General features: G+C 67.8%; 19 protein-coding genes and 1 tRNA gene. 9 read left to right on the forward strand and 11 right to left on the reverse strand.

The window, feature by feature from the left end:
- Window positions 1-63 precede the first annotated feature (63 nt).
- A complete protein-coding gene (locus GORHZ_RS04870; RefSeq protein WP_006330917.1) occupies window positions 64-1605 on the reverse strand; it encodes an adenylate/guanylate cyclase domain-containing protein in 1542 nt (513 codons plus the stop codon).
- Window positions 1606-1728: 123 nt separating this feature from the next.
- Here GORHZ_RS04870 and GORHZ_RS04875 point away from each other — a divergent pair, with 123 nt between their 5' ends.
- The 5 genes from GORHZ_RS04875 (at window position 1729) to GORHZ_RS04895 (ending at window position 6704) form a co-directional block, all read left to right on the forward strand.
- Window positions 1729-3063 (forward strand): DNA polymerase III subunit delta', encoded by a 1335-nt coding sequence (locus GORHZ_RS04875; protein WP_006330918.1) that lies wholly within the window; start codon window positions 1729-1731, stop codon window positions 3061-3063.
- Between the two features lie 70 nt (window positions 3064-3133).
- Window positions 3134-4000, forward strand: a complete 867-nt coding sequence (locus tag GORHZ_RS04880) for an ABC transporter ATP-binding protein (RefSeq protein WP_006330919.1) — start codon at window positions 3134-3136, stop codon at window positions 3998-4000.
- A complete protein-coding gene (locus GORHZ_RS04885; protein WP_051998757.1) occupies window positions 3945-4766 on the forward strand; it encodes an ABC transporter permease in 822 nt (273 codons plus the stop codon). The genes GORHZ_RS04880 and GORHZ_RS04885 overlap by 56 nt, the downstream gene beginning before the upstream one ends.
- Complete coding sequence (locus tag GORHZ_RS04890; protein ID WP_006330921.1) at window positions 4763-5560, forward strand: ABC transporter permease; 798 nt, start codon at window positions 4763-4765, stop codon at window positions 5558-5560. The genes GORHZ_RS04885 and GORHZ_RS04890 overlap by 4 nt, the downstream gene beginning before the upstream one ends.
- Window positions 5561-5621: 61 nt before the next feature.
- Window positions 5622-6704 carry an ABC transporter substrate-binding protein gene (locus tag GORHZ_RS04895; protein ID WP_006330922.1) on the forward strand — a complete coding sequence of 361 codons (1083 nt, stop codon included), beginning with the start codon at window positions 5622-5624 and terminating at the stop codon, window positions 6702-6704.
- Window positions 6705-6717: 13 nt separating this feature from the next.
- On the opposite strand, the gene GORHZ_RS04900 is transcribed toward GORHZ_RS04895, so the two are convergent.
- The 7 genes from GORHZ_RS04900 to GORHZ_RS04930 form a co-directional block, all read right to left on the reverse strand.
- Window positions 6718-7629 (reverse strand): LysR family transcriptional regulator, encoded by a 912-nt coding sequence (locus tag GORHZ_RS04900; protein WP_006330923.1) that lies wholly within the window; start codon window positions 7627-7629, stop codon window positions 6718-6720.
- A gap of 72 nt (window positions 7630-7701) precedes the next feature.
- Window positions 7702-7896 (reverse strand): hypothetical protein, encoded by a 195-nt coding sequence (locus GORHZ_RS04905; protein WP_006330924.1) that lies wholly within the window; start codon window positions 7894-7896, stop codon window positions 7702-7704.
- A 231-nt stretch (window positions 7897-8127) separates the two neighbouring features.
- Entirely contained in the window at window positions 8128-9099 is a 972-nt protein-coding gene (locus GORHZ_RS04910) for an alpha/beta hydrolase (RefSeq protein WP_006330926.1), read from the reverse strand.
- Between the two features lie 291 nt (window positions 9100-9390).
- Window positions 9391-9466: transfer RNA gene (locus GORHZ_RS04915), tRNA-Thr, on the reverse strand.
- Window positions 9467-9603: 137 nt separating this feature from the next.
- Window positions 9604-10035 (reverse strand): VOC family protein, encoded by a 432-nt coding sequence (locus GORHZ_RS04920; protein ID WP_006330928.1) that lies wholly within the window; start codon window positions 10033-10035, stop codon window positions 9604-9606.
- Between the two features lie 60 nt (window positions 10036-10095).
- Window positions 10096-10551 (reverse strand): helix-turn-helix domain-containing protein, encoded by a 456-nt coding sequence (locus GORHZ_RS04925; protein WP_006330930.1) that lies wholly within the window; start codon window positions 10549-10551, stop codon window positions 10096-10098.
- A gap of 7 nt (window positions 10552-10558) precedes the next feature.
- A complete protein-coding gene (locus GORHZ_RS04930) occupies window positions 10559-11167 on the reverse strand; it encodes a hypothetical protein (protein ID WP_006330932.1) in 609 nt (202 codons plus the stop codon).
- A gap of 45 nt (window positions 11168-11212) precedes the next feature.
- Here GORHZ_RS04930 and GORHZ_RS04935 point away from each other — a divergent pair, with 45 nt between their 5' ends.
- Entirely contained in the window at window positions 11213-11884 is a 672-nt protein-coding gene (locus GORHZ_RS04935; RefSeq protein WP_006330933.1) for a 4a-hydroxytetrahydrobiopterin dehydratase, read from the forward strand.
- Between the two features lie 131 nt (window positions 11885-12015).
- Here GORHZ_RS04935 and GORHZ_RS04940 read toward each other — a convergent pair whose 3' ends face one another.
- Together GORHZ_RS04940 and GORHZ_RS04945 are read right to left on the reverse strand one after the other, a co-directional pair.
- Entirely contained in the window at window positions 12016-12849 is an 834-nt protein-coding gene (locus tag GORHZ_RS04940; protein WP_006330934.1) for a type IV toxin-antitoxin system AbiEi family antitoxin domain-containing protein, read from the reverse strand.
- Between the two features lie 231 nt (window positions 12850-13080).
- Entirely contained in the window at window positions 13081-14310 is a 1230-nt protein-coding gene (locus GORHZ_RS04945) for an NAD(P)-dependent malic enzyme (protein WP_006330935.1), read from the reverse strand.
- A 251-nt stretch (window positions 14311-14561) separates the two neighbouring features.
- Here GORHZ_RS04945 and GORHZ_RS04950 point away from each other — a divergent pair, with 251 nt between their 5' ends.
- From GORHZ_RS04950 to GORHZ_RS04960, 3 genes are read left to right on the forward strand one after another with little or no spacing between them, the layout of a single operon-like run.
- The gene (locus GORHZ_RS04950; protein WP_006330936.1) at window positions 14562-15227 is read left to right on the forward strand and encodes a GntR family transcriptional regulator; all 666 of its coding nucleotides are present in this window, start codon (window positions 14562-14564) and stop codon (window positions 15225-15227) included.
- Window positions 15224-16456: an MFS transporter gene (locus tag GORHZ_RS04955; RefSeq protein ID WP_006330945.1), complete on the forward strand. Its 1233-nt coding sequence runs from the start codon at window positions 15224-15226 to the stop codon at window positions 16454-16456. The genes GORHZ_RS04950 and GORHZ_RS04955 overlap by 4 nt, the downstream gene beginning before the upstream one ends.
- Window positions 16457-16511: 55 nt before the next feature.
- Window positions 16512-18569, forward strand: a complete 2058-nt coding sequence (locus GORHZ_RS04960; RefSeq protein WP_006330946.1) for a DUF6541 family protein — start codon at window positions 16512-16514, stop codon at window positions 18567-18569.
- 8 nt (window positions 18570-18577) lie between these two features.
- Here GORHZ_RS04960 and GORHZ_RS04965 read toward each other — a convergent pair.
- A partial coding sequence (locus GORHZ_RS04965; protein WP_006330947.1) for a GDP-mannose 4,6-dehydratase occupies window positions 18578-19033 on the reverse strand: 456 nt, incomplete at its 5' end.

Raw genomic sequence — 19033 nt, forward strand, 5'->3', positions numbered from 1 at the left:
GCTGGTCGAGTCACCCGTCCGCTGGTCGAGTCACCCGTCCGCTGGTCGAGCTGCCCCGACCCGCTAGGCGAGGGGCGTATCGAGGCCACCGCCGGAGACGTCCACACCCATCCGACCGAAGTGCGGACGCGCGAGCAGCGTCTCGATTCCGCGCCCGCGTAGTTCGACGCCCTCGCCGATCTCCCAGTTCTCCGCCTCGGCTTGGGAGGCCAGGAAGACCGCACGGGCGGACCCGAGCACGCGCGCGGGTTCGTCCTTCGCGAGCTCGGTGAGCCGGGCGGCCTCGTTGACGGGGTCGCCGATGACGGTGTACTCGAGCCGCTGCTCCGAACCGATGTGGCCGGCGATGGCCTTACCGGCCGAGACCCCGATCCCGATGTCGGTGTCACCGAGCGTGCGATACAGCTCGCTGCGCAGTTCGCGCGCCGACGCCAGCGCACGACCGGCGAAATCCTCCAGATCCAGCGGCGCACCGAAGATGGCCAGCGCCGCGTCACCCTGGAACTTGTTGACGAAGCCGCCGTGCCGCCCGACGACGGCGACGACCACCCGGAAGAACTCGTTGAGCAGCTCGACCACGTGGCGGGGCGGCCGGTTGACCGCGAGGCGGGTGGACCCGACGATGTCGACGAACAGCACGCCGACATAGCGTTCCTCGCCGCCGAGTTCGGTGCCCTCCTCGATGGCCCGGCGCGCGACATCCTCACCCACGTAGCGGCCGAACAGGTTGCGCAGTTCCTGGCGCTCACGCAGGTCGGAGACCATGTCGTTGAACCCCGCCTGCAACAGGCCGAGGTCGCTGCCGTCGTAGATCTTCACCGCGACATTCAGGTTGCCGGCACTGACCTGGCCCTGTGCCCGGCGTAGCTGCTTGATCGGGTCGTTGATCGCGGCCACCACCCGGACGATCGCGATGACGCTGAACGCGAGCGCGGCACCCGACATCCACAGGATGGGTCGCTGCAGGCCCGCGGGGTCGGTGTCGATCCAGCCGAATCTCTGCAGGGTGATCAATCCGATGATCACCGCGAGGGGTGCCACCACGCTGATGACCCAGAACACGGCGATCCGAGTGGTGACGGTCGGCGCCACCGCGACGCCCGGGTTGTTGGCCATCGCTGCGACCGTGATCGGCCGCAGGACCTTTTCCGCCTGCATGTAGGAGAGCACGCACGTGACCAGGGCGCCGATCGCGCTGGCGATCGCGACGATGAAGGCGTTCTTGTTCGACACCGAGAGGTTGACGAGTGTGAACAGCACCCCACCCACCAGCCAGAGCGCGGCGTTGACCACCGACAACAGATACGGCAGCTTCAACGCGCGGCGACGGGCGATCTCATTGTCGAGTCGGCTGCGGCGTCGATGCCAGACCAGCACCGGCAGTGACAACTGGATGCTCGCGAACGCGCCGACCAGCATCGACACGACCAGATAGATGACGAAGATGACCTGGTTGAGCGCGGTGATCTCGTCGAACCGGATCGAGTCCTCCAGCGGCATCCCGAACCGGAGGAACGCGAACGTGAACAGCGCACCCACCACGTTCGCCCGGAGCATGTCGAGGGCAAGGATCGGCCACGGCGTATGCGCCAGCCATCGGGCCATGTGCAGGCCCTTTGACCACTGAGACCGACGTCGAACCACGTAACAAAGGTAGCGGGCTGCTTGCAATTGCTACACGCACACGCGGCGCAGTGTTGTGTCCGAACTGGGCATTAGTCTGTCGGTGTGACCAATGTCTTCGATCGGTTGACCGGACAGGCAGTCGTCGCCGACGAATTGCGGGGGGCCGCCTGGGCCGCGAGGGGGGTTTCGGCGCGGCTCGACGCGGGTGTCGTGGGGGCGGTGGCGACCTCGACAGGCTCGGCGCCGCGCATGTTCGACGGCGCCGACGGCGCCACGTTCGGTCATCCGGCGTCGGATGGCGACGACGAGGTGTTCAGCGGATTGTCTCGGGCCGCGATGACGCACGCGTGGCTGTTCACGGGCCCACCCGGTAGTGGACGTTCGGTGGCGGCGACCTGTTTTGCCGCGGCACTGCAATGCCAGTCCGACGACGAGGTCGGGTGCGGACAGTGCCGGGCGTGCGTGACGGTGATGGCGCAGACCCACGCCGATGTGCGCCACGTTGTCCCCCAGGGCCTGAGCCTGTCGGTGCTCGAGGCGCGTGACGTCGTCCAGGCGGCAGCGCGCCGCCCCGGCACCGGACGGTGGCAGATCGTCATCATCGAGGACGCCGACCGGCTGACCGAGCAGGCGGCGAACGCGTTGCTCAAGGCGGTCGAGGAACCTCCGTCACGGACCGTCTTCCTGCTGTGCGCGCCGTCGGTCGACCCGGAGGACATCTCGGTGACCCTCCGGTCGCGTTGCCGCCATATCGCGCTCACGACACCGTCGGTCGCCGACATCGAGCGGGTGCTCGTCGACCGCGACGGCATCGAACCGGATCGGGCGGCGTGGGCCGCCGCGGTGTGTGGAGGCCACATCGGGCGGGCCAAGCGGCTCGCCACCGACGACGCCGCGCGGGCCCAGCGCGAGCAGGCCCTCGGTTTGGCCCGGGCCGCCACGCGTGACTCGACCGCGTACGCGGCGGCGGAAGCGCTCGTGAAATCGGCGGACGACGCGGCCAAGGCGCTCAGCGCCCAACTCGACGAGGCCGAGACCGAGGAGATGAAGACGGCGCTCGGTGCCGGTGGCACCGGTAAGGGCACGGCCCGTCCACCGCGCGGAACCGCCGGTGCCCTCAAGGAGCTCGAGAAGCGGCAGAAGTCCCGCGCGACCCGGGTCCTGCGTGACGTCCTCGACCGGGCGCTGGTGGATCTCGCCGCGCTGTTCCGCGATGCGCTCGTCGTCTCCATGGGCGCCCGGGTGACCCCCATGCATCCGGACAAGGCCGACGACATCACCGTGCCGATGGCCGGGTACGCCTCACCCGAGCAACTGCTGAGGTGTGTGGAGGCGGTGCTCGAATGTCGGACCGCGCTCGACGTCAACGTGAAACCCAAGTTCGCGGTGGACGCGATGGTGGCACGGATCGGGATGGCGATGCGCCGCGAGGGGTGAGGCGCCGACCCGGGTGAGGGTTACGAGCCGGTAATCCGGCAGCAACAACGGACTCCTAACGTCGGCCGCAATGAACTCCGACACCCCAACGTCCGGTACGCCTCGTCCGGCCGGCACCGGGATCGACATCACCGGGCTCACGAAGGAATTCGCGAGCCGAACCGTGCGCGGGACCACTGCGGTCACGGCGCTCGATGACGTGTCCCTGCAGACCTCCGAGGGATCTTTCCTCTCGCTGCTCGGGCCATCCGGATGTGGGAAGTCCACGGTGCTACGGATTCTCGCCGGCCTGGAGACACCGACGGCGGGTACCGCGCTGATGAACGGTGAGTCGCCGAACGAACTGCAACGCAACCACGAGCTCGGCATCGCGTTCCAGGATTCGGCGCTGCTGCCCTGGCGGTCGGTGGAGTCCAACATCAAACTGCCGCTGCAGGTGGGACACCTTCCCGCCGACGACGATCTGGTCGCCGATCTCATCGAGCTCGTCGGGTTGACCGGTTTCGAAAAAGCGAAACCGGCGACTCTGTCCGGCGGTATGCGGCAGCGGGTCTCCATCGCCCGTGCGCTGGTGGTGCGGCCGACGGCGCTGCTGCTCGACGAACCGTTCGGCGCCCTCGACGACATGACCCGGCAGCGGCTCAACGTCGAACTGCTGCGTATCTGGACCGAGAAGCCCGCGACCACACTGATGGTGACGCACGGTATCGCCGAGGCGGTCTTCCTCTCGGACGTGGTGGCAGTGATGAGCCCGCGGCCGGGGCGCGTCGTCGAGATGGTGACGGTCGACCTGCCGCGGCCGCGGGAACCCGAGATGATGCGGACCCCTGAATTCCATGCCATCCATGACCACCTCTCCGGGGTGCTCTTCGGCGGTGGCGATGTCGGCGGCGCAGGCGGTGACCGACCGGTCGCCCCGGAGGCCGTGCGTGGATAGTGGGGGAGCGGGCCGGTGGCAGGCCGGTGCTGCGGGGATCGTCGGGCTCATCGTGCTGTGGTGGATCGCCGGGGCCCTGCAATGGTTTCACGGCACCATCCCCACCCCGGGTGCGGTGCTGTCCACCATCGTCGACACCGGTGCGCGGTTCTACCTCGAGAACTTCTCGACCACGGTGGAACTGGCGTTGAGGGGATTCCTGTGGGGCAACGTCCTGGCCATCGTGCTGGCCGTCGCGGTGGTGCTGATCCCCCCGATCGAAGGGCTCGCCACCCAACTCGCGATCATCTCGTACTGCGTACCCATCATCGCGGTGGCGCCGATCATTCAGGTCGCGTTCACCGAGGTTCAGACCATGATCGTGTTCCTGGCCGCGATCTCGGTGTTCTTCACGACGATGATCGGCACGCTGTCGGGACTGCGGTCGCCGCACCAGGGTGCCCTCGACCTCGTGAAGGTCTACGGCGGTGGACGTGTCGCGCAATTGCGGCGGGTCCGAACGGTGGCCGCGTTGCCGAACACGCTGGCGGCATTGAAGATCGCGGCTCCCGCGGCGGTTCTCGGTGCGGTGCTCGGTGAGTTCCTGGCCATGCCGGACCAGGGCGCCGGACCGGCGATGATCGTCGCCCAGCAGCGCGGCGACATCCCCCAGGTGTGGGCGATCGCGCTGCTGTCCGGTGCGATCGCCGGGATCGGATACGCATTCGTCGCGCTCCTCGCCCGTTTCGCCACACGCTGGTCGACCGGAACGACGGTGTCGGCGTGAGTGCCGCCGGTTTGTGGGGGATCACACGCTTCCTGGGATCGTTGTTGCTGTCGTTCGTCCTGATCCTGGTGATCTGGTGGCTCTTCCTGCTGGCCTTCCCGGACATCGGCCCGATCATCGGTCGCACACCGTCGGACGTGTTCGCCTATCTGTTCACCGATCCCGACGCCGCCGACAACCGAGCAGAGATCCTCGGCAATCTCCGGATCACCTTGCAGGACGCGGCGATCGGCTTCGTCGCGGGTATGACCGCAGCTGCGCTCACCGCGGCCCTGTTCGTCATGTCGAGGCCCGCCGCGCAGACCTTCATGCCCTTGGCGATGCTGCTACGGTCGGTGCCGCTGGTCGCGATGACCCCGCTGATCACGCTGGTGGTCGGACGTGGTGTCGCAGTCGTGGCGATCATGGGCGGCATCGTGGTGTTCTTTCCTGCGCTGGTCATGATCATGACCGGACTGGCCAACGCGCCCAAGCAGATCGGGGACGTCATCACCGTGTACGGCGGCGGGAGGCTGACCACGCTGCATCGGGCCGCGATTCCGTCCGCGGTGCCGTCGCTGTTCAGCGCCGCGAAGGTATCGGTGCCGGGCGCGCTGGTAGGCGCGACGGTCGCCGAATGGCTCGGCACCAACAAGGGTTTGGGTGCATCGTTGCAGCAGGCGCTGCCCGCCGCGGCCTATGACGAACTGTGGGCCTCGGTGCTCGTGATCACCGTTGCCTCCATCGTGCTCTACGCCATCGTCGGTGTCGCCGAGGCGATCGTGCTCAATCAGATGGGCATGACACAACACTGACCCGACGAATCAGCAACGCGGACGACGGCGTCCGAACCAACCATGTGAAAGGTGATTCCCCATGACCAATTCGTCTCGCCGCACCGCGTTTGATCGGCGATCATTCCTCCGGTATACGATGCTCGCCGGCGGTGCCGCGGGAACGCTGGGTCTGACCGGTGCGCTCGCCGCATGTAGCAGCGGCAGTGACGATTCCGGCGGCGCGGCGACCACGAACCCGAAGGTTCAACTGTCGTGGCAGAAGAACATCGAATTCGCCGGTGAGTATTGGGCATTGGAGAAGGGCTACTACGAGGCGGCCGGTGTCGGCACGCCCGAGTTGCTCACCGGCGGCGGCGCCGGCACCGGTGTGGAGACGGGGCTGACGTCGAACAAGGTGTGGATCGGCATGACCGCACCGCAGCTGACCGCGCCGGTGATCCTGCAGGGCGCCAAGCTGATGACCGTCGGGGCCACCTACCAGAAGAACCCGTTCTGCATCGTGTCGTCGGCGGAGTCGCCGATCTCGTCGCCGGAAGAGATGAAGGGCAAGAAGATCGGTGTGCAGGCATCCAACGAGAACGTCTTCAAGGCGCTGCTCACCGCCAACGGGATGACAGAGAGCGACGTGCAGAAGATCACCGTTCAATACGATCCCACGCCGCTCACCACGGGCGACGTCGACGGGTGGGTCAGCTACGTCACCAACGAGCCCATCACCCTGGCGGCAGCGGGATTCCCCAACAGCAACTTCCTCTTCGCCGACTTCAACCTGCCCTTGGTCGCGGAGACGCTGGTGGTGCGGCAGGAGACCATCGACAACGAGCGCGACCAACTCAAGGCGTTCATCAAAGCCGACATTCAGGGGTGGTACGACGCCATCGCCGATCCCGCCGGCTCGGCCAACCTCGCCGTCACCAAGTACGGCAAGGACCTCGGCCTCGACGAGGCCGAACAGACGAAGGAAGCGACCGCGCAGAACGCTCTGATCGTGTCCGCCGATACCAAGGCGAACGGCATCCTGACAATGACCGACGAGCTGATCGCGGAGAACATGATCGCACTGGAGAAGGCCGGCTACACGCTCAAGCCGGAGCAGATCTTCGACATGTCACTCGTCGATGAGATCTACGCAGAGAACCCGGAGCTCAAGCGGCCCATCTGATCTGGGGACCGCGTCAGAAGCCGGCGCGTCCGGTGCGGGTCGCGATGTCGAGCAGATCGCGGGCCGGTCCGCGCAGGGTGATGTTGGGAGTCCACACCGCGCGTAGTGGCCGGAGCATGCGCAGGCCGGTGATGTCGACGCGGACGAGGCGTCCGGTCGCGATGTCGTCGTCGACCGAGAGTCGGGACAGTACCGCGGCTCCCGACGAGGTCAGCACCGACGAGCGGATGGCGGTGACCGAGCGCAGCTCGATCAGCGGGTCGACCGGGGTGGCTCCCGAATCCCGCAGCGCCGCTTCGAATGTGACGCGGGTCCCGGAACCGGGTTCGCGCTGGATCAAGGGTGTCGAGGCGAGATCGTGGATGTCGACCGCGCGGCCGTCCGCCCAGGGATGCCCGGGTGCGGCGACGAGCACGAGTTCGTCCTGGGCAACCACGGCGGAGTCGAGACCTCCTGTGGCACCGGGACTCTCGATGAAACCAAGATCGGCCTCACCGGAATGGACCGTCCCGATCACGTCCGCCGAGTTCATGGGCCGGACGGAGATCTTCACCTCGCTGCGGTTGGCGAGCGTGCTGACCCAGGACGGTACGAGGTATTCGGCGACCGTCTTCGAGGCCGCGACGACCAGCGTCGCGTGCCGCGCTCCGACCAACGCATCGACTCCCGCCATGAACTGCGCCGCCCGCTCCACGAGCGCATTGGCCCATTCGAGCACCGCCATGCCGTTGGAGGTCAGGTCCACGCCACCGGGTGACCGGATGAAGAGCTCCACCCCGAGTTCACGCTCCACGCCGCGCACTCGGGAACTCACCGCCTGCTGACTGATCCCGAGTTCACGGCTCGCGGCACCCATACTGCCGAGCCGGGCCACCGTCACGACGACGTCGAGTGCGGCGATGTCGGGGAGACGACGGACGACCATGCCTCACCGTAGGCGGGTCACCGCTCTGGTCACAACCGGGGCTTGTGGGGAGTGGTTTGTGAACGCGATGCGTCAGGCCTCGGCGGGCGTGCCACCGCCCTCGGTGTCGTCAGACGGCGCCGTATCGTCGGAGGTCTCGTCTTCCGTCTCGTCCTGCTCGCGGAACGGGTCGTATCCGTCGACACCCTCGAGTACCGTCAGTTCCTGGTCGATTGCGGCGGACACAGCTCTGGCTTCCTCTTTGATCTTGTTGATGAAGTCCGACATCGTCTGCTCCTCGCGTGTCGACCGATGGCCTCGCTTTCCACTATAGGGAGGGTCGGGTCGTCCGAAGTACCAAACCCGGCGTCGATCGTGCGCGCCCGGGCGTTGATCGTGCGCACCCGGGCGTCGACCGTGCCCACCTCGGAGTGCCGGCCTCGCCCGGGCGACGACGAGACCCTCCCGGTCGCGGCGGACAGGGTGCTGCCCCGGGAGGGTCGTCGTGCGTGACTCGCGCTACCCGACGGGAAGCGTTGTCACGGTGTGAGAGTGAATGAGCAAGCGGTAGTAGTCGCCTCCTGGATAGTAGGCCGTTGACGTATCGCCGGTCAGCATGTCGCTGATCCACTGGCCGGACAATCGACGGAGGACGCGTCCGTTGCGGGGACGTGGGACGGCGAGTTCGGAGGCCTCACCGATCAGGTCTGTGGTGTCACCCTCGACGTCGATATGGATACCGGTGGTCAGCCGGACCCCGAGAAACTTCTGCCGGGTGCCCTGCTCTAGCCACCAGACACCCAGTCCTGCGATGTTGGACATGGACGGCTGAGAGGCGATCACCCGGATCGGCAGCCGAGCTGCGCCGAGATCCACGGTCGCGGCTTGGAAGTTGTTGCCGAAGAACGAGTTAACCGGGTCGAACAGCATCAGGCCGGCAAGGATGTGGTATCCACCCGGGTCCGCCATGCGCAGCTGGTTGGCGGCGGTGAGAGCCACCTCGCCGCCCGCGGAGTGTCCGGCGAAGACCATCTTTTGCGGCATGACCACAGTTCCGCTGCGAGTATGCTTCGCCGCTCGCTCGAGGCTGCGGAACACCGGACTGCCCGGCGTGGAGTGCGCGCCGAACGCGGTGGCGAGACCCTTGACGAAGGCCGTGTTGTCCACGGAATTTAAGGCGACGGCGCAGCCGGAGAGATTGATCGACCGCAACGTGGTGGCGGCGACCAGCAACCCGTCGTCCGACAAGGACCCCGCGAGCTGGCCGAGATTCTTCGCAGTACGTGAGAATCCGTGCTGCAGCCAGACGAGTCCGGTGGGTTCGCGGTTGGGAAGGTACCAGGTGACCGGGACCCGCATCGGTTGACCGGCACACGTCGTGGTGATGTAGGTGTCGGCCGACACCGAGCGCCCTGCGGCGGAGGTGGGCTGCGCCGCCGCGTATGCCGGCGCGATCAGGCCGACGGCGCAAGCGACCGCACACACCGTCATCGGCCATCGATACGGACGTCGTCGGTGCACCTCTCGAATGGTTCGGTGTCGGTTTCGGAACAGCATCGCTCCCCCTTCCTGCTGTACGAGATCCCCCATGTGTTCCACTGAACGAAACCGCGTTTCGCGGTGGCAGAAGTTCTCGGGCGCCCCGTTCGCGCAACACGACGAGCGTAGACTCCCGGGGGCGCACGATGCACGCTGAGGTGCGGGGAGTCGATGCGGGGCGCGCACGATGGACGCACGTTGTGCGCAGTCGACGCTGAAGTGCGCACGATCGACGTGCCGTCATGGAGCCGCCCAGGGGAATCGAACCCCTGACCTATTCATTACGAGTGAATTGCTCTACCGACTGAGCTAGGGCGGCGTGCTGCGCGAGGCAGCGCTCACGAGTCTAGCGAGCGACGTCGCCAGGTCAAAACCGGGCCTCGGTCGGAACGCGTGTGTGCCCCGCCCGCGGTGCTTCCCGTGGGCGGGAACACTCAGACCACCCGCTGACCGTCGTCAGGCGTTGGCCAGGTCCGGCGCCAGCTGCGTGAGCCGGATGCTGTTGCCCGACGGGTCGCGGAACCCGGCGTCGATGCCGTAGGGCCGCTGCTCGGGGGTCTCGGTGAACTCGACTCCGCGCGACACCAACTCCTCGTAGGAGGCCTGGCAGTCGTCGGTGGTGAGGAAGACCGTGCCGGCGAAACCCTTCGCGGTCAGGTTGCGGATCTCGTCCTGAGTGCCGGCATCGATCATCGGCGGACCCGGGACGGCCATCAACACGATGGAGACATCCTCCTGTCCGGGGGGCCCTACGGTGAGCCACCGGAAGTCGCCCATCTCGGCCATGGTCACGTCGGAGCGGACCTCCAGGCCGACCTTCTTCGTCCAGAACTCCAGCGCCTCGTTCTGGTCGTGCACCCAGAGCTGTGCGCTTGCAATGCGAATCATTGTGGTGCCCTTCTCTTTTGCGGGAATCCCCGCGGCTGTTCTCGGTTGGTGATCACCACGCTACGAGTCGTCGGGGCCGGCGGTCTTCTTCCCGTGTGCTGTCTTGTCGACGCGGGTTGTCGGCGCCGGCCGGTGGTAGACACGCAACACGCACGCGGGCACCCGCGCATAGACGTGGGCCGGCGGAAACGATGCCCGGTAGGCGGTGGGGGTCTTGCCGAACGCCTTGGTGAAACTGGTGGTGAACGACCCGACGCTCGACAGGCCCACCGACATGCAGATGTCGGCCACCGACCGGTCGGTGTTGCGCAGCATCGCCGCGGCCCGTTCGAGTCGTCGGGTCTGCAGGTAGGTGTGTGGGGATTCGCCGAAGGTGGCGGTGAACGCGCGGGTGAAGTGGGCGCGCGAGAGCCCGGCGACCGACGCCATGTCGTCGACGGTCAGCGGTTCGGCGAACCGGGCGTCGACGAGGTCCTTGGCGCGCAGCAGATGACGGGCCGGCGGCGGGCTGGGCATGGGTCGATTATCTGCCCGAATCCGCGTCGTCGTCGGGTGGCTGATCCCAGCGTTCGAGCAGGGCCCGGCCACGGGGTGAGAGCTCGTAGCCGACCTCGAGGCTGTGGGTGACGCCCAGCTTCTTGAGCTTGCGGACATCGAGTTTGAAATCGGCTCTCGGTCTGCCCAATTCGGCGGCCAGCTCGGTGGAGACGACAGCCGGGCGACGCGCGATGATCTCCAGCACCGCGCGTGTCCACGGCCCGTGGGTGGAGCGTGCGTCGAGGCGATCGAGCCGCTTGGTCAGATCCGCGACATCGTCCTCGGAGAGTTCGGCATCCTCGCGGAGCGCGATTCGGGGGTCGGGCCCCACCCAGCGCAGTCCGATACGGAAGACCGGGTCGTCGTTCTGCCGGAGCTTCGCGATGGCCGCCGCGGCCGTCGCGAACCCGGCCCGCGCCGCGTCGTCGTCGCTGATCTCGCTCGGGTCCACCGGCTGCACCGACGTGATCTCGACGACTCCCGCAGAAGTGGTGAAGGTCGAACCGGCCCGCACGCGGGCGGCCTCCCATCGGCGGAAGGCCAGGTCGACCGACCCGTCCGCCACGCCCTGAGCGATCGGCGCCGGAAGCAGCACAGAGCAAGGGTACCGACGATGCGTTCGCGGTCGTAGTGTCGACGTATGACCGGATCCACAGGAACCCCAGTCAGTGCCGCGGTGGCGACCGAGGCCATCTCGGACCCGTGGCGGGTCCTCGCCGAGGCCCTGTACGCGGCCTACAAGACCGGGAACATGGTGCGTGGCGGCGAGTTCATCACCAGGATCATCGAGGCGGCGGAAGTGGCCGGCCATCACCCCGACGTCGACCTCCAATACGGCTCAGTCCATCTCGTCCTGACCACGCACAGTGCGCATGCCCTCACCGAGGCCGACGTCGCGCTCGCCAACACGATCGCCGCCATCGCGCTGGACCTCGGACTCGAACCTCTGGCCGCGCCGCCGGCGCGATTCGATCTCGCCATCGACGCACTCGACATCGACAAGATCCGGCCGTTCTGGAAGGCGGTCCTGGGCTATCGGGACGAGCCGGAGCAGACCTCGGTTGACCTCTCCGACCCGGCCGGGCGCCTGCCCGGGGTCTGGTTCCAGCAGATGGACGCACCGCGGCCGCAGCGCAGCCGGATGCACGTCGACCTCTGGGTGCCGCACGATGTGGTGGCCGACCGGATCGCGGCTGCCGTCGGCGCCGGCGGACAACTGCTCACCGACGAGTACGCGCCGTCGTTCTGGGTGCTCGCCGACGCAGAAGGCAACGAGATCTGTCTGTGCACCTGGCAGGAACGCGACGACTGAGCTCCGTTCGCCGAGCGGTCTGCAACGGCTCACCGTCCGCTGACTGAAAATGGCCCCGTGAGGTCGATCCGAGGGGATATCCCCTCGGTGGTCGCTGTCGGGGCCGGTTTCAGTCGGCCCTCGGACCACACTCATGGTGCCAGCTTCCGTCGACGACGCGGCCGATGCCGGTCGGCATCGGTGAACGTGGTGATGTCGGCGAGGGTCTCATCCCAGCCGAACATCACGTCGTCGTAGGTCAACCGCATCGTGGTGAGACCCCGGGCCAGCGCTTTGCGATCGCGCCGCCGGTCCTTGCGGTAATTCTCGAGGCTCGTGTGGTAGAGCTTGCTGTCACATTCGAGCAGCAACCGTCCCACTCGCAGATCGACCACGCCGACATCGCGAATGCTCGGCTGGACGACGACGTGGAAACCTCGTGCTCTCAGGCGCAGTCGGACAGCGGTCTCGGTTCCCGATTGCGAACGGGCGTCACACTTCGTGATCCGACGGAGTATCACACGATTCATCTGGGGCATGGCGGCGAGAAGTTCACGCACGCTCAGTTGTGTGGAGTTGAGGATCGAATCGGCCACGATGATCCAGTCCTCGGCCGTCATGCACTGCGCGGCGCACATCAGTGCATCGGCGATCGGGTCGACGGCGGTATGGATGGGAAGAGGGCGGCCCGGGGTTTTGCAGAAGTTCTTGCGCTTGCCGTGGTGTCTCGAAGCCCGAGCATGCAGGGAGTCGTGGCCGGGCGGAATCCAGAAACCGTAGTGGCGCAGGGCCGAGACACATGAAAGTACGCCGCCTTTGCGGACGGCCTGGACCACCGTCTCGTCGGCTGTCGGAAAGGCATACCAACCGCGGCGCGGTCGCTCGAGGGTGCCTTCGCGGATCGCGCGGCGCAGTGACGCGTCGTTTTCCCCGCGGGCGATCAGTTCCGCGCGGGAGTAGACGCCGTATGCGTGAGGATTCTCCACGCCCCATCAGACGTGGTGGGCGGGTCGGCGGTTCCACTCGTGTCATCCGAGGCGCACGGCCCTGGTGGCGCGGTCCGCGTTGGCCGGTTCCGTCAGGTGCGGCCGGGTCCCCGCCTACTGAAAGTGGCCCCGTGGCGCGGCACCGAGGGGATATCCCCTCGGCCATCGCCCAGGGGGCCACTTTCAGCAGCGGTCCGGACCGTCGCGGCACCGGTTGACGCATTCAGCCGATCAGGCGACTCCCTCGGCCCGCGCGGCGTCCGCGACAGCCTCGGCAACCGCGGTCGCGACGCGCTTGTCCAGCGGGCTCGGCACGATCCGGTCGGGCCGGAGGTCGTCGGCGGCGACGGAGAAGATCGCTTCTGCCGCAGCCAATTTCATACGCTCGGTGATACGTCTCGCGCCGGCGTCGAGGGCGCCCTTGAAGACGCCCGGGAAGGCCAGCACGTTGTTGATCTGGTTCGGGAAGTCGCTGCGACCGGTCGCGACGATCGCGGCGTGTTTGGCGGCCAGGGTCGGATGGATCTCCGGATCGGGGTTCGACAGGGCGAACACGATCGAATTGTCGGCCATGGACGCGATGAGCGACTCCTCGATCTTCCCGGCCGAGACGCCCAGGAACACATCCGCACCCGCCAGGGCCTCGGCGGCACCGCCGGACAGGCCACGCGGATTGGTGCGTTCGGCCAGCTCGCGCTTGACCTCCGTCAGGTCTTGGCGATGGAAGCTGATGATGCCCTTGGAGTCGAGTACGACGACATCCTCGATATCGGCTGCGCGGAGGATGTTCGCGCAGGCGACCCCGGCGGCACCGGCGCCGGAGATGACCACCTTGAGGCTGGTGATGTCGCGATCTTGCACCTTCATCGCGCCCTTGAGTGCCGCCAGCACGACGATGGCGGTGCCGTGCTGGTCGTCGTGCATGACCGGACAGTCGAGGGCCTCGATCACGCGATGCTCGATCTCGAAACAACGGGGTGCGGAGATGTCCTCGAGGTTGACCGCGCCGAAGCTTGGACGCAGCCGGACCAGGGTCTCCACGATCTCGTCGGGATCCTTGGTGTCGAGCACGATCGGTATCGAATTGAGCCCGGCGAAGGTGCGGAACAGGGCGGATTTGCCCTCCATGACCGGCAACGATGCGCGCGGTCCGATATCGCCGAGGCCGAGGACCGCGGAGCCGTCGCTCACCACGGCGACCAGGCGATCGGTCCACGTGTACTTGCTGACCAGGGCCACGTCGTTGTCGATCGCGCGTGACACCTGCGCAACGCCCGGGGTGTAGGCGATCGACAGATCGCGCTGTGTGTCGATCGGGGAGCGCAACTCGACCGAGAGCTTCCCGCCGACGTGCGCCATGAAGATCTCTTCGTCGGTGATCGGCACGTCGGTGATCGACGGCTCGTCGAAGGGTGCGCCGTTCTGGTTCTCGGTGGGGATGTTGTCTGCCTTGCCGGCCACGTTGTCCTCCTGCTGCCCGCGGTGACCGCGGGGTGTCCTTGTGGGTGGCGCCACGTCGGCGGGGCACCAGTACACCGATGGGATCGGTCTGCGGCGGTCGGGGTTCCGCCCGTCCTGCCCGTTCTCGATCTGCCGCGTCCGATCGTCGTGCAACGTTCGCGCAGCCCGACCAGTGTCCCACCGCGTTTGTGACACGGGCAAGGAGCCCCTGAGTTGAATGAATGGAGTCACATGAGGTACAACTTGTATCTATGTTGCATGCGAGCGCTACGCCGAATGCCGGGTCGGCGGCCGAGCGGGTCTACCACGAGGTCAAGGAGCTGATCCTGACCAACGACCTCGCCGGCGGTGAACTGATCAGCGAGGGTGATGTCGCCACTCGATGTGAAGTGAGCCGCACCCCGGTCCGTGAGGCCTTCCTGCGCCTGCAGGCCGAGGGCTGGATGCGGCTGTACCCGAAGCGCGGCGCGCTCGTGGTCCCCATCTCCGACCACGAGGCCCACGACGTCGTCGACGCCCGCAAGCTGCTCGAGGAGCATGCGGTGCGCGCCGTCGTCGACGACCCGGTCGCTGTCACCGCGCTGGTCACACGACTGCGCGAGAACCTCGCCGCCCACCGCGCCGCCGATCCGGACGACGTGGCCGAGTTCTCCCGCATCGACGCCGAGTTCCATCAGATCATCGTCGCCGCCGGTGACAATCCGCTGCTCGCGGAGTTCTTCGTCGGCCTCGGCGAGCGTCACCGCCGGATGACCACCGCCAGCGTGCACCGCGACGTCGCGGTGGCCTCACGAATTCTCACCGACCATCAGCAGCTGCTCACCGCGATCGAACAGGGTGACGCCGACATCTTCGCGGACGCCCTCGCCTCCCATCTCGCGGGCGTTCACGACATCCGAACCGGGGGCCGACGATGACCGCGACCGCCATCGACCTGCAGCCCGCACCCCCGACGACGACCACCGGTCGGTGGAAACCCGTCTCGCTCGCCGTGTTCGCCGCCGCGTGGGGCGGCAACGAGTTCACCCCGCTGCTGGTCATGTACCGGCAGGACGGTGCGCTGTCGGCCGTCGCCGTCGACGGCCTGCTGTTCACCTACGTCCTCGGCATCGTCCCGGCCCTGCTGGTCGGCGGACCGCTCTCGGATCGGTTCGGCCGCCGGCCCCTGATGCTGCCCGCGCCGATCTTCGCGGCGCTCGGCTCGCTGCTGCTCGCCCTCGGACCGGACTCGCTGACGCTGCTGAGCCTCGGGCGTGTCGCGAGCGGGGTGGCCCTGGGTCTGTCGATGGCGGTCGGCGGCACCTGGATCGCCGAGATCAGTCACCGCGAGGGCGTCGGGGTCGCCGTCGGTGCGCGCCGCGCCGCGATGAGTCTGACGGCCGGCTTCGGCATCGGTGCGGGGCTGGCCGGCGTGCTCGCACAGTGGGGGCCATGGCCCACCGTCACTCCGTACGCGGTCAACATTGCGCTGGCCGCCGGCGCCCTGACGCTGCTGACGGCCTGCCCGGAGACCCGCGCGCCGTCGTCGTCGCCCGGCCGGCTCATCGACGACCTGAAGATCCGGGGGATCACCAACCGGCGGTTCCTGTTCGTCGTCCTGCCCATCGCGCCGTGGGTGTTCGGCGCCTGTGCCTCGGCCTACGCGATCATCCCGGCGCTGATGACGATGCACACCTCCGGCGCGCCGATCGCGTTCGCCTCCCTGTGCTGTGTCCTCGGTCTCGCCGCGGGCTTCGGCATCCAGTCCGTCGGCCGCCGCATCGACAACCCTGCCGGCGTGCGCGGCCCCGCCCTCGCTCTGGTCATCCTCGCCACCGGCATGGCGCTGGCCGCGGCGGCCGCGTCGGCGCTGACGATCTGGCTGTCGCTGGCCGCGGCGGCCGTGCTGGGCTGCGGCTACGGCATGGCGATGATCTCCGGACTGCTCGAGGTCCAGCGGATCGCGGGCCCGAACAATCTCGCGGGGCTCACCGCCGTGTTCTACGGCGCCACCTATCTCGGCTTCGCGGTGCCGGCGGTTCTCGCCTGGATCTCCGAGACATACTTGGCGGTCACCTACCCGATGATGTTCGGATTCGGGGTCGTCGCGGCGCTGGTGTGTCTGGTGATCGTCGTCATCGCGCATCGGGTCGATCGCCGGGCGTAGAGGTGGTCGCCGGTACCCTCATCGGTGATTCTTCACGACAGGGGAGGTGCCGACGATGATGCTGGGGGCGTGGGTCACCGCCGTGACGGCCCTGGTGCTGGTGGTGCCCGGGGCGCTCGTCGGTCGTCGTATGACGTTGCCGTGGCCGGTCGCGATCGCCGCGGGCCCGCCGATCACCCTCGCGATCGTCGGGGTGTTCACCGTTGTCTACTCAGTCGTCGGCTTCGAGTGGAACGTCTGGACCGCGCTGCTCGCGCTGGTGATCACACTGCTCGCCGGCTGGGCGTACGCGGCCGCGCTACGCAGCCGGAGGTTACGTGGGCTCGCGGGTCCGACCCGAGACGACGATGAGCCGCTCGACCGCCGCGGGACACTCGCACTGGCGGCCGGTGCGGTGCTGGGCGGGGCGATCATCGCGATCACCTGCATCCGGCCGCTGGTGATCACCGCCGCCGAGGGATTGGACAGTATCCCGCAGGTCTGGGACTCGCTGTGGCATGCGAGTTCCCTGCGCTGGATCCACGAGACCGGTATCGGGTCGGCGTTGCGCATGGGCGAGCTCATGAACTACGACACCCACGGGTTCAACTACTACCCGAACACCTGGCATGCACTCGGTGCGATCCTGTTCCCGATCACCGGCGCCAACCCCGTCGAGCTCTACAACACCTACTCGCCGGCGGTGCTGGCCGTCACCATCCCGTTCGGGGTGGCCTCGCTGGCCTACTGGTTCGCCCGCCACCGCCTCGCCCCCGACCGCGCCGCCTTCCTGGCCGGGACGGCCGCCGCCATCTCCGGTCTCTTCCCGTCGTTGCCCTACGTGGAGGTCGAGCTCACCTCGGTCCCCAACGCGGTCGGTGTCTCCATCGCGCCGATCGCGGCGATCCTGGTCATCAGCGCCGTCCGAGACCGGCGACGCGTGCTGCCCGCCGCGATCGCGGTCTCCGGGGTCACCGCGACGCATCCCTCCGGGCTGATCCTCGCCGGCGTCATCGTCGTGCTGTGGTGGCTGTGCGAGGGGCTGTGGCGGCCCGCATACGGCCGGCTGCGTGATCTGGCGACCCTCGCCGTCACCGGCGCGCTGACGTTGGTGCTGATAGCGCCCGTGGTGCTGGGGACGATCGCGGTCGCCGACACCAACACCCTGCCGTTCTTCGACTTCCGCGAGGAGACCGTCGGCGTCCTCGACGGACTCGCACAGGCGGCGTTCAACGGAACCGTCCCGCTCGGTGAGGTGTCGTATCCGGTGTGGGGTCTGATCGTGGCGACGATCGCCGGCCTCGGGGTGCTGGCCTGGCTGCGGTGCTGGGCGGGGCTGGCCACCTGGGCGGCGTTCGTGCTCGTCACCGCCAACGCGGTGGTCTCCCTCGGCCCGCTGTCCTACCCGCTCGGCGCGATCGGCGGCTACTTCTACAACTCACCGCACCGGCTGACCTTCGTCGTCGCGCTGTTCTCCGCGGCGGTCGCCGGGATCGCCCTCGGCATGCTCGCGCTCGGTGTGGCCGCGCTGGTGTCACGGTGGACGTCGAGCGAACCGGCGCCGATGAGGCAGCCCTCCCGACGATGGGTGATCCCGGCGACTGCCGCCGTGCTGATGGTGCTCGTCGCGGGGGCGGCGGTGTGGCGATACCCGACCAACGCGCAGATCGCGACCAAGCACCGCGACGGCAAACTCGTCGGCGCCGACGACCTCGCGGCCTACCACTGGCTCGAGCAGCAACCGGGGGCTCGGGATTCGCTCATCCTCAACAACCTCGACCAGGGCACCGGCTGGATCTATCCGGTCACCGGGCTCACGCCGATGTTCGCGTTCTACCGCGCCAACGACTTCTCGCAGCGTCAGCGAGATCTGTTCTGGGGGGTGTCGCAGATCGGTGCCGACCCGTATATCGACGGCATCGTCCGGGACCTGAACGTGCACTACGTGATCGACAGCCCGCCGAGCTACTGGCCATTCCAGAACGGGGTGCCCGACCCCGACCACGGCGTGCAGGGCGACCCGTTCCTGGCCCTGCGGCGCCAGGGTGCACCGGGTCTGACTCCGGTCTTCCGGCAGGGCAACGTCACCGTCTTCGAGGTCAACGAGAAGGTATACCCGGAGCCGACCGGCTGAACGCGGCCTCAGGCGTCGGGAAAACCCTCGGGGTTGTGGGACTGCCACCGCCAGGTGTCGGCGCACATGTCGTCGATCGTCTTCGCCGCCCGCCAGCCGAGTTCGGCGTTGGCCCTCGACGGATCGGCATACGACGCGGCGATGTCGCCGGCGCGGCGCGGGGCGATCTGGAAGGGGATGGGCCGTCCGCTCGCCCGCTCGAAGGCCTTGATGACCTGCAGGACCGACACGCCCTGACCGGTGCCCAGATTCCAGATCGACATCGGGTCGGTGCCGGTGCTGATGCGGTCCAGGGCGGCGACATGTCCGGCGGCGAGGTCGTCGACGTGGATGTAGTCCCGGACGCCGGTGCCGTCGGGGGTGTCGTAGTCGTCGCCGAACACCGAGAGCTTCTCCCGACGACCCACCGCGACCTGCGCGACGAACGGCATCAGGTTGTTGGGGATACCGCTGGGGTCTTCGCC

This window comes from Gordonia rhizosphera NBRC 16068, assembly GCF_000298195.1.
Lineage (GTDB): Bacteria > Actinomycetota > Actinomycetes > Mycobacteriales > Mycobacteriaceae > Gordonia > Gordonia rhizosphera.

Coding starts and splice junctions, on each gene's coding strand:
- GORHZ_RS04900 (WP_006330923.1), bottom strand. CDS start 7,629: ATGGTCGTCCGTCGTCTCCCCGACATCGCCGCACTCGACGTCGTCGTG.
- GORHZ_RS04920 (WP_006330928.1), bottom strand. CDS start 10,035: ATGATTCGCATTGCAAGCGCACAGCTCTGGGTGCACGACCAGAACGAG.
- GORHZ_RS04955 (WP_006330945.1), top strand. CDS start 15,224: ATGACCGCGACCGCCATCGACCTGCAGCCCGCACCCCCGACGACGACC.
- GORHZ_RS04880 (WP_006330919.1), top strand. CDS start 3,134: ATGAACTCCGACACCCCAACGTCCGGTACGCCTCGTCCGGCCGGCACC.
- GORHZ_RS04905 (WP_006330924.1), bottom strand. CDS start 7,896: ATGTCGGACTTCATCAACAAGATCAAAGAGGAAGCCAGAGCTGTGTCC.
- GORHZ_RS04870 (WP_006330917.1), bottom strand. CDS start 1,605: ATGGCCCGATGGCTGGCGCATACGCCGTGGCCGATCCTTGCCCTCGAC.
- GORHZ_RS04935 (WP_006330933.1), top strand. CDS start 11,213: ATGACCGGATCCACAGGAACCCCAGTCAGTGCCGCGGTGGCGACCGAG.
- GORHZ_RS04910 (WP_006330926.1), bottom strand. CDS start 9,099: ATGACGGTGTGTGCGGTCGCTTGCGCCGTCGGCCTGATCGCGCCGGCA.
- GORHZ_RS04885 (WP_051998757.1), top strand. CDS start 3,945: ATGTCGGCGGCGCAGGCGGTGACCGACCGGTCGCCCCGGAGGCCGTGC.
- GORHZ_RS04960 (WP_006330946.1), top strand. CDS start 16,512: ATGATGCTGGGGGCGTGGGTCACCGCCGTGACGGCCCTGGTGCTGGTG.
- GORHZ_RS04950 (WP_006330936.1), top strand. CDS start 14,562: ATGTTGCATGCGAGCGCTACGCCGAATGCCGGGTCGGCGGCCGAGCGG.
- GORHZ_RS04925 (WP_006330930.1), bottom strand. CDS start 10,551: ATGCCCAGCCCGCCGCCGGCCCGTCATCTGCTGCGCGCCAAGGACCTC.
- GORHZ_RS04895 (WP_006330922.1), top strand. CDS start 5,622: ATGACCAATTCGTCTCGCCGCACCGCGTTTGATCGGCGATCATTCCTC.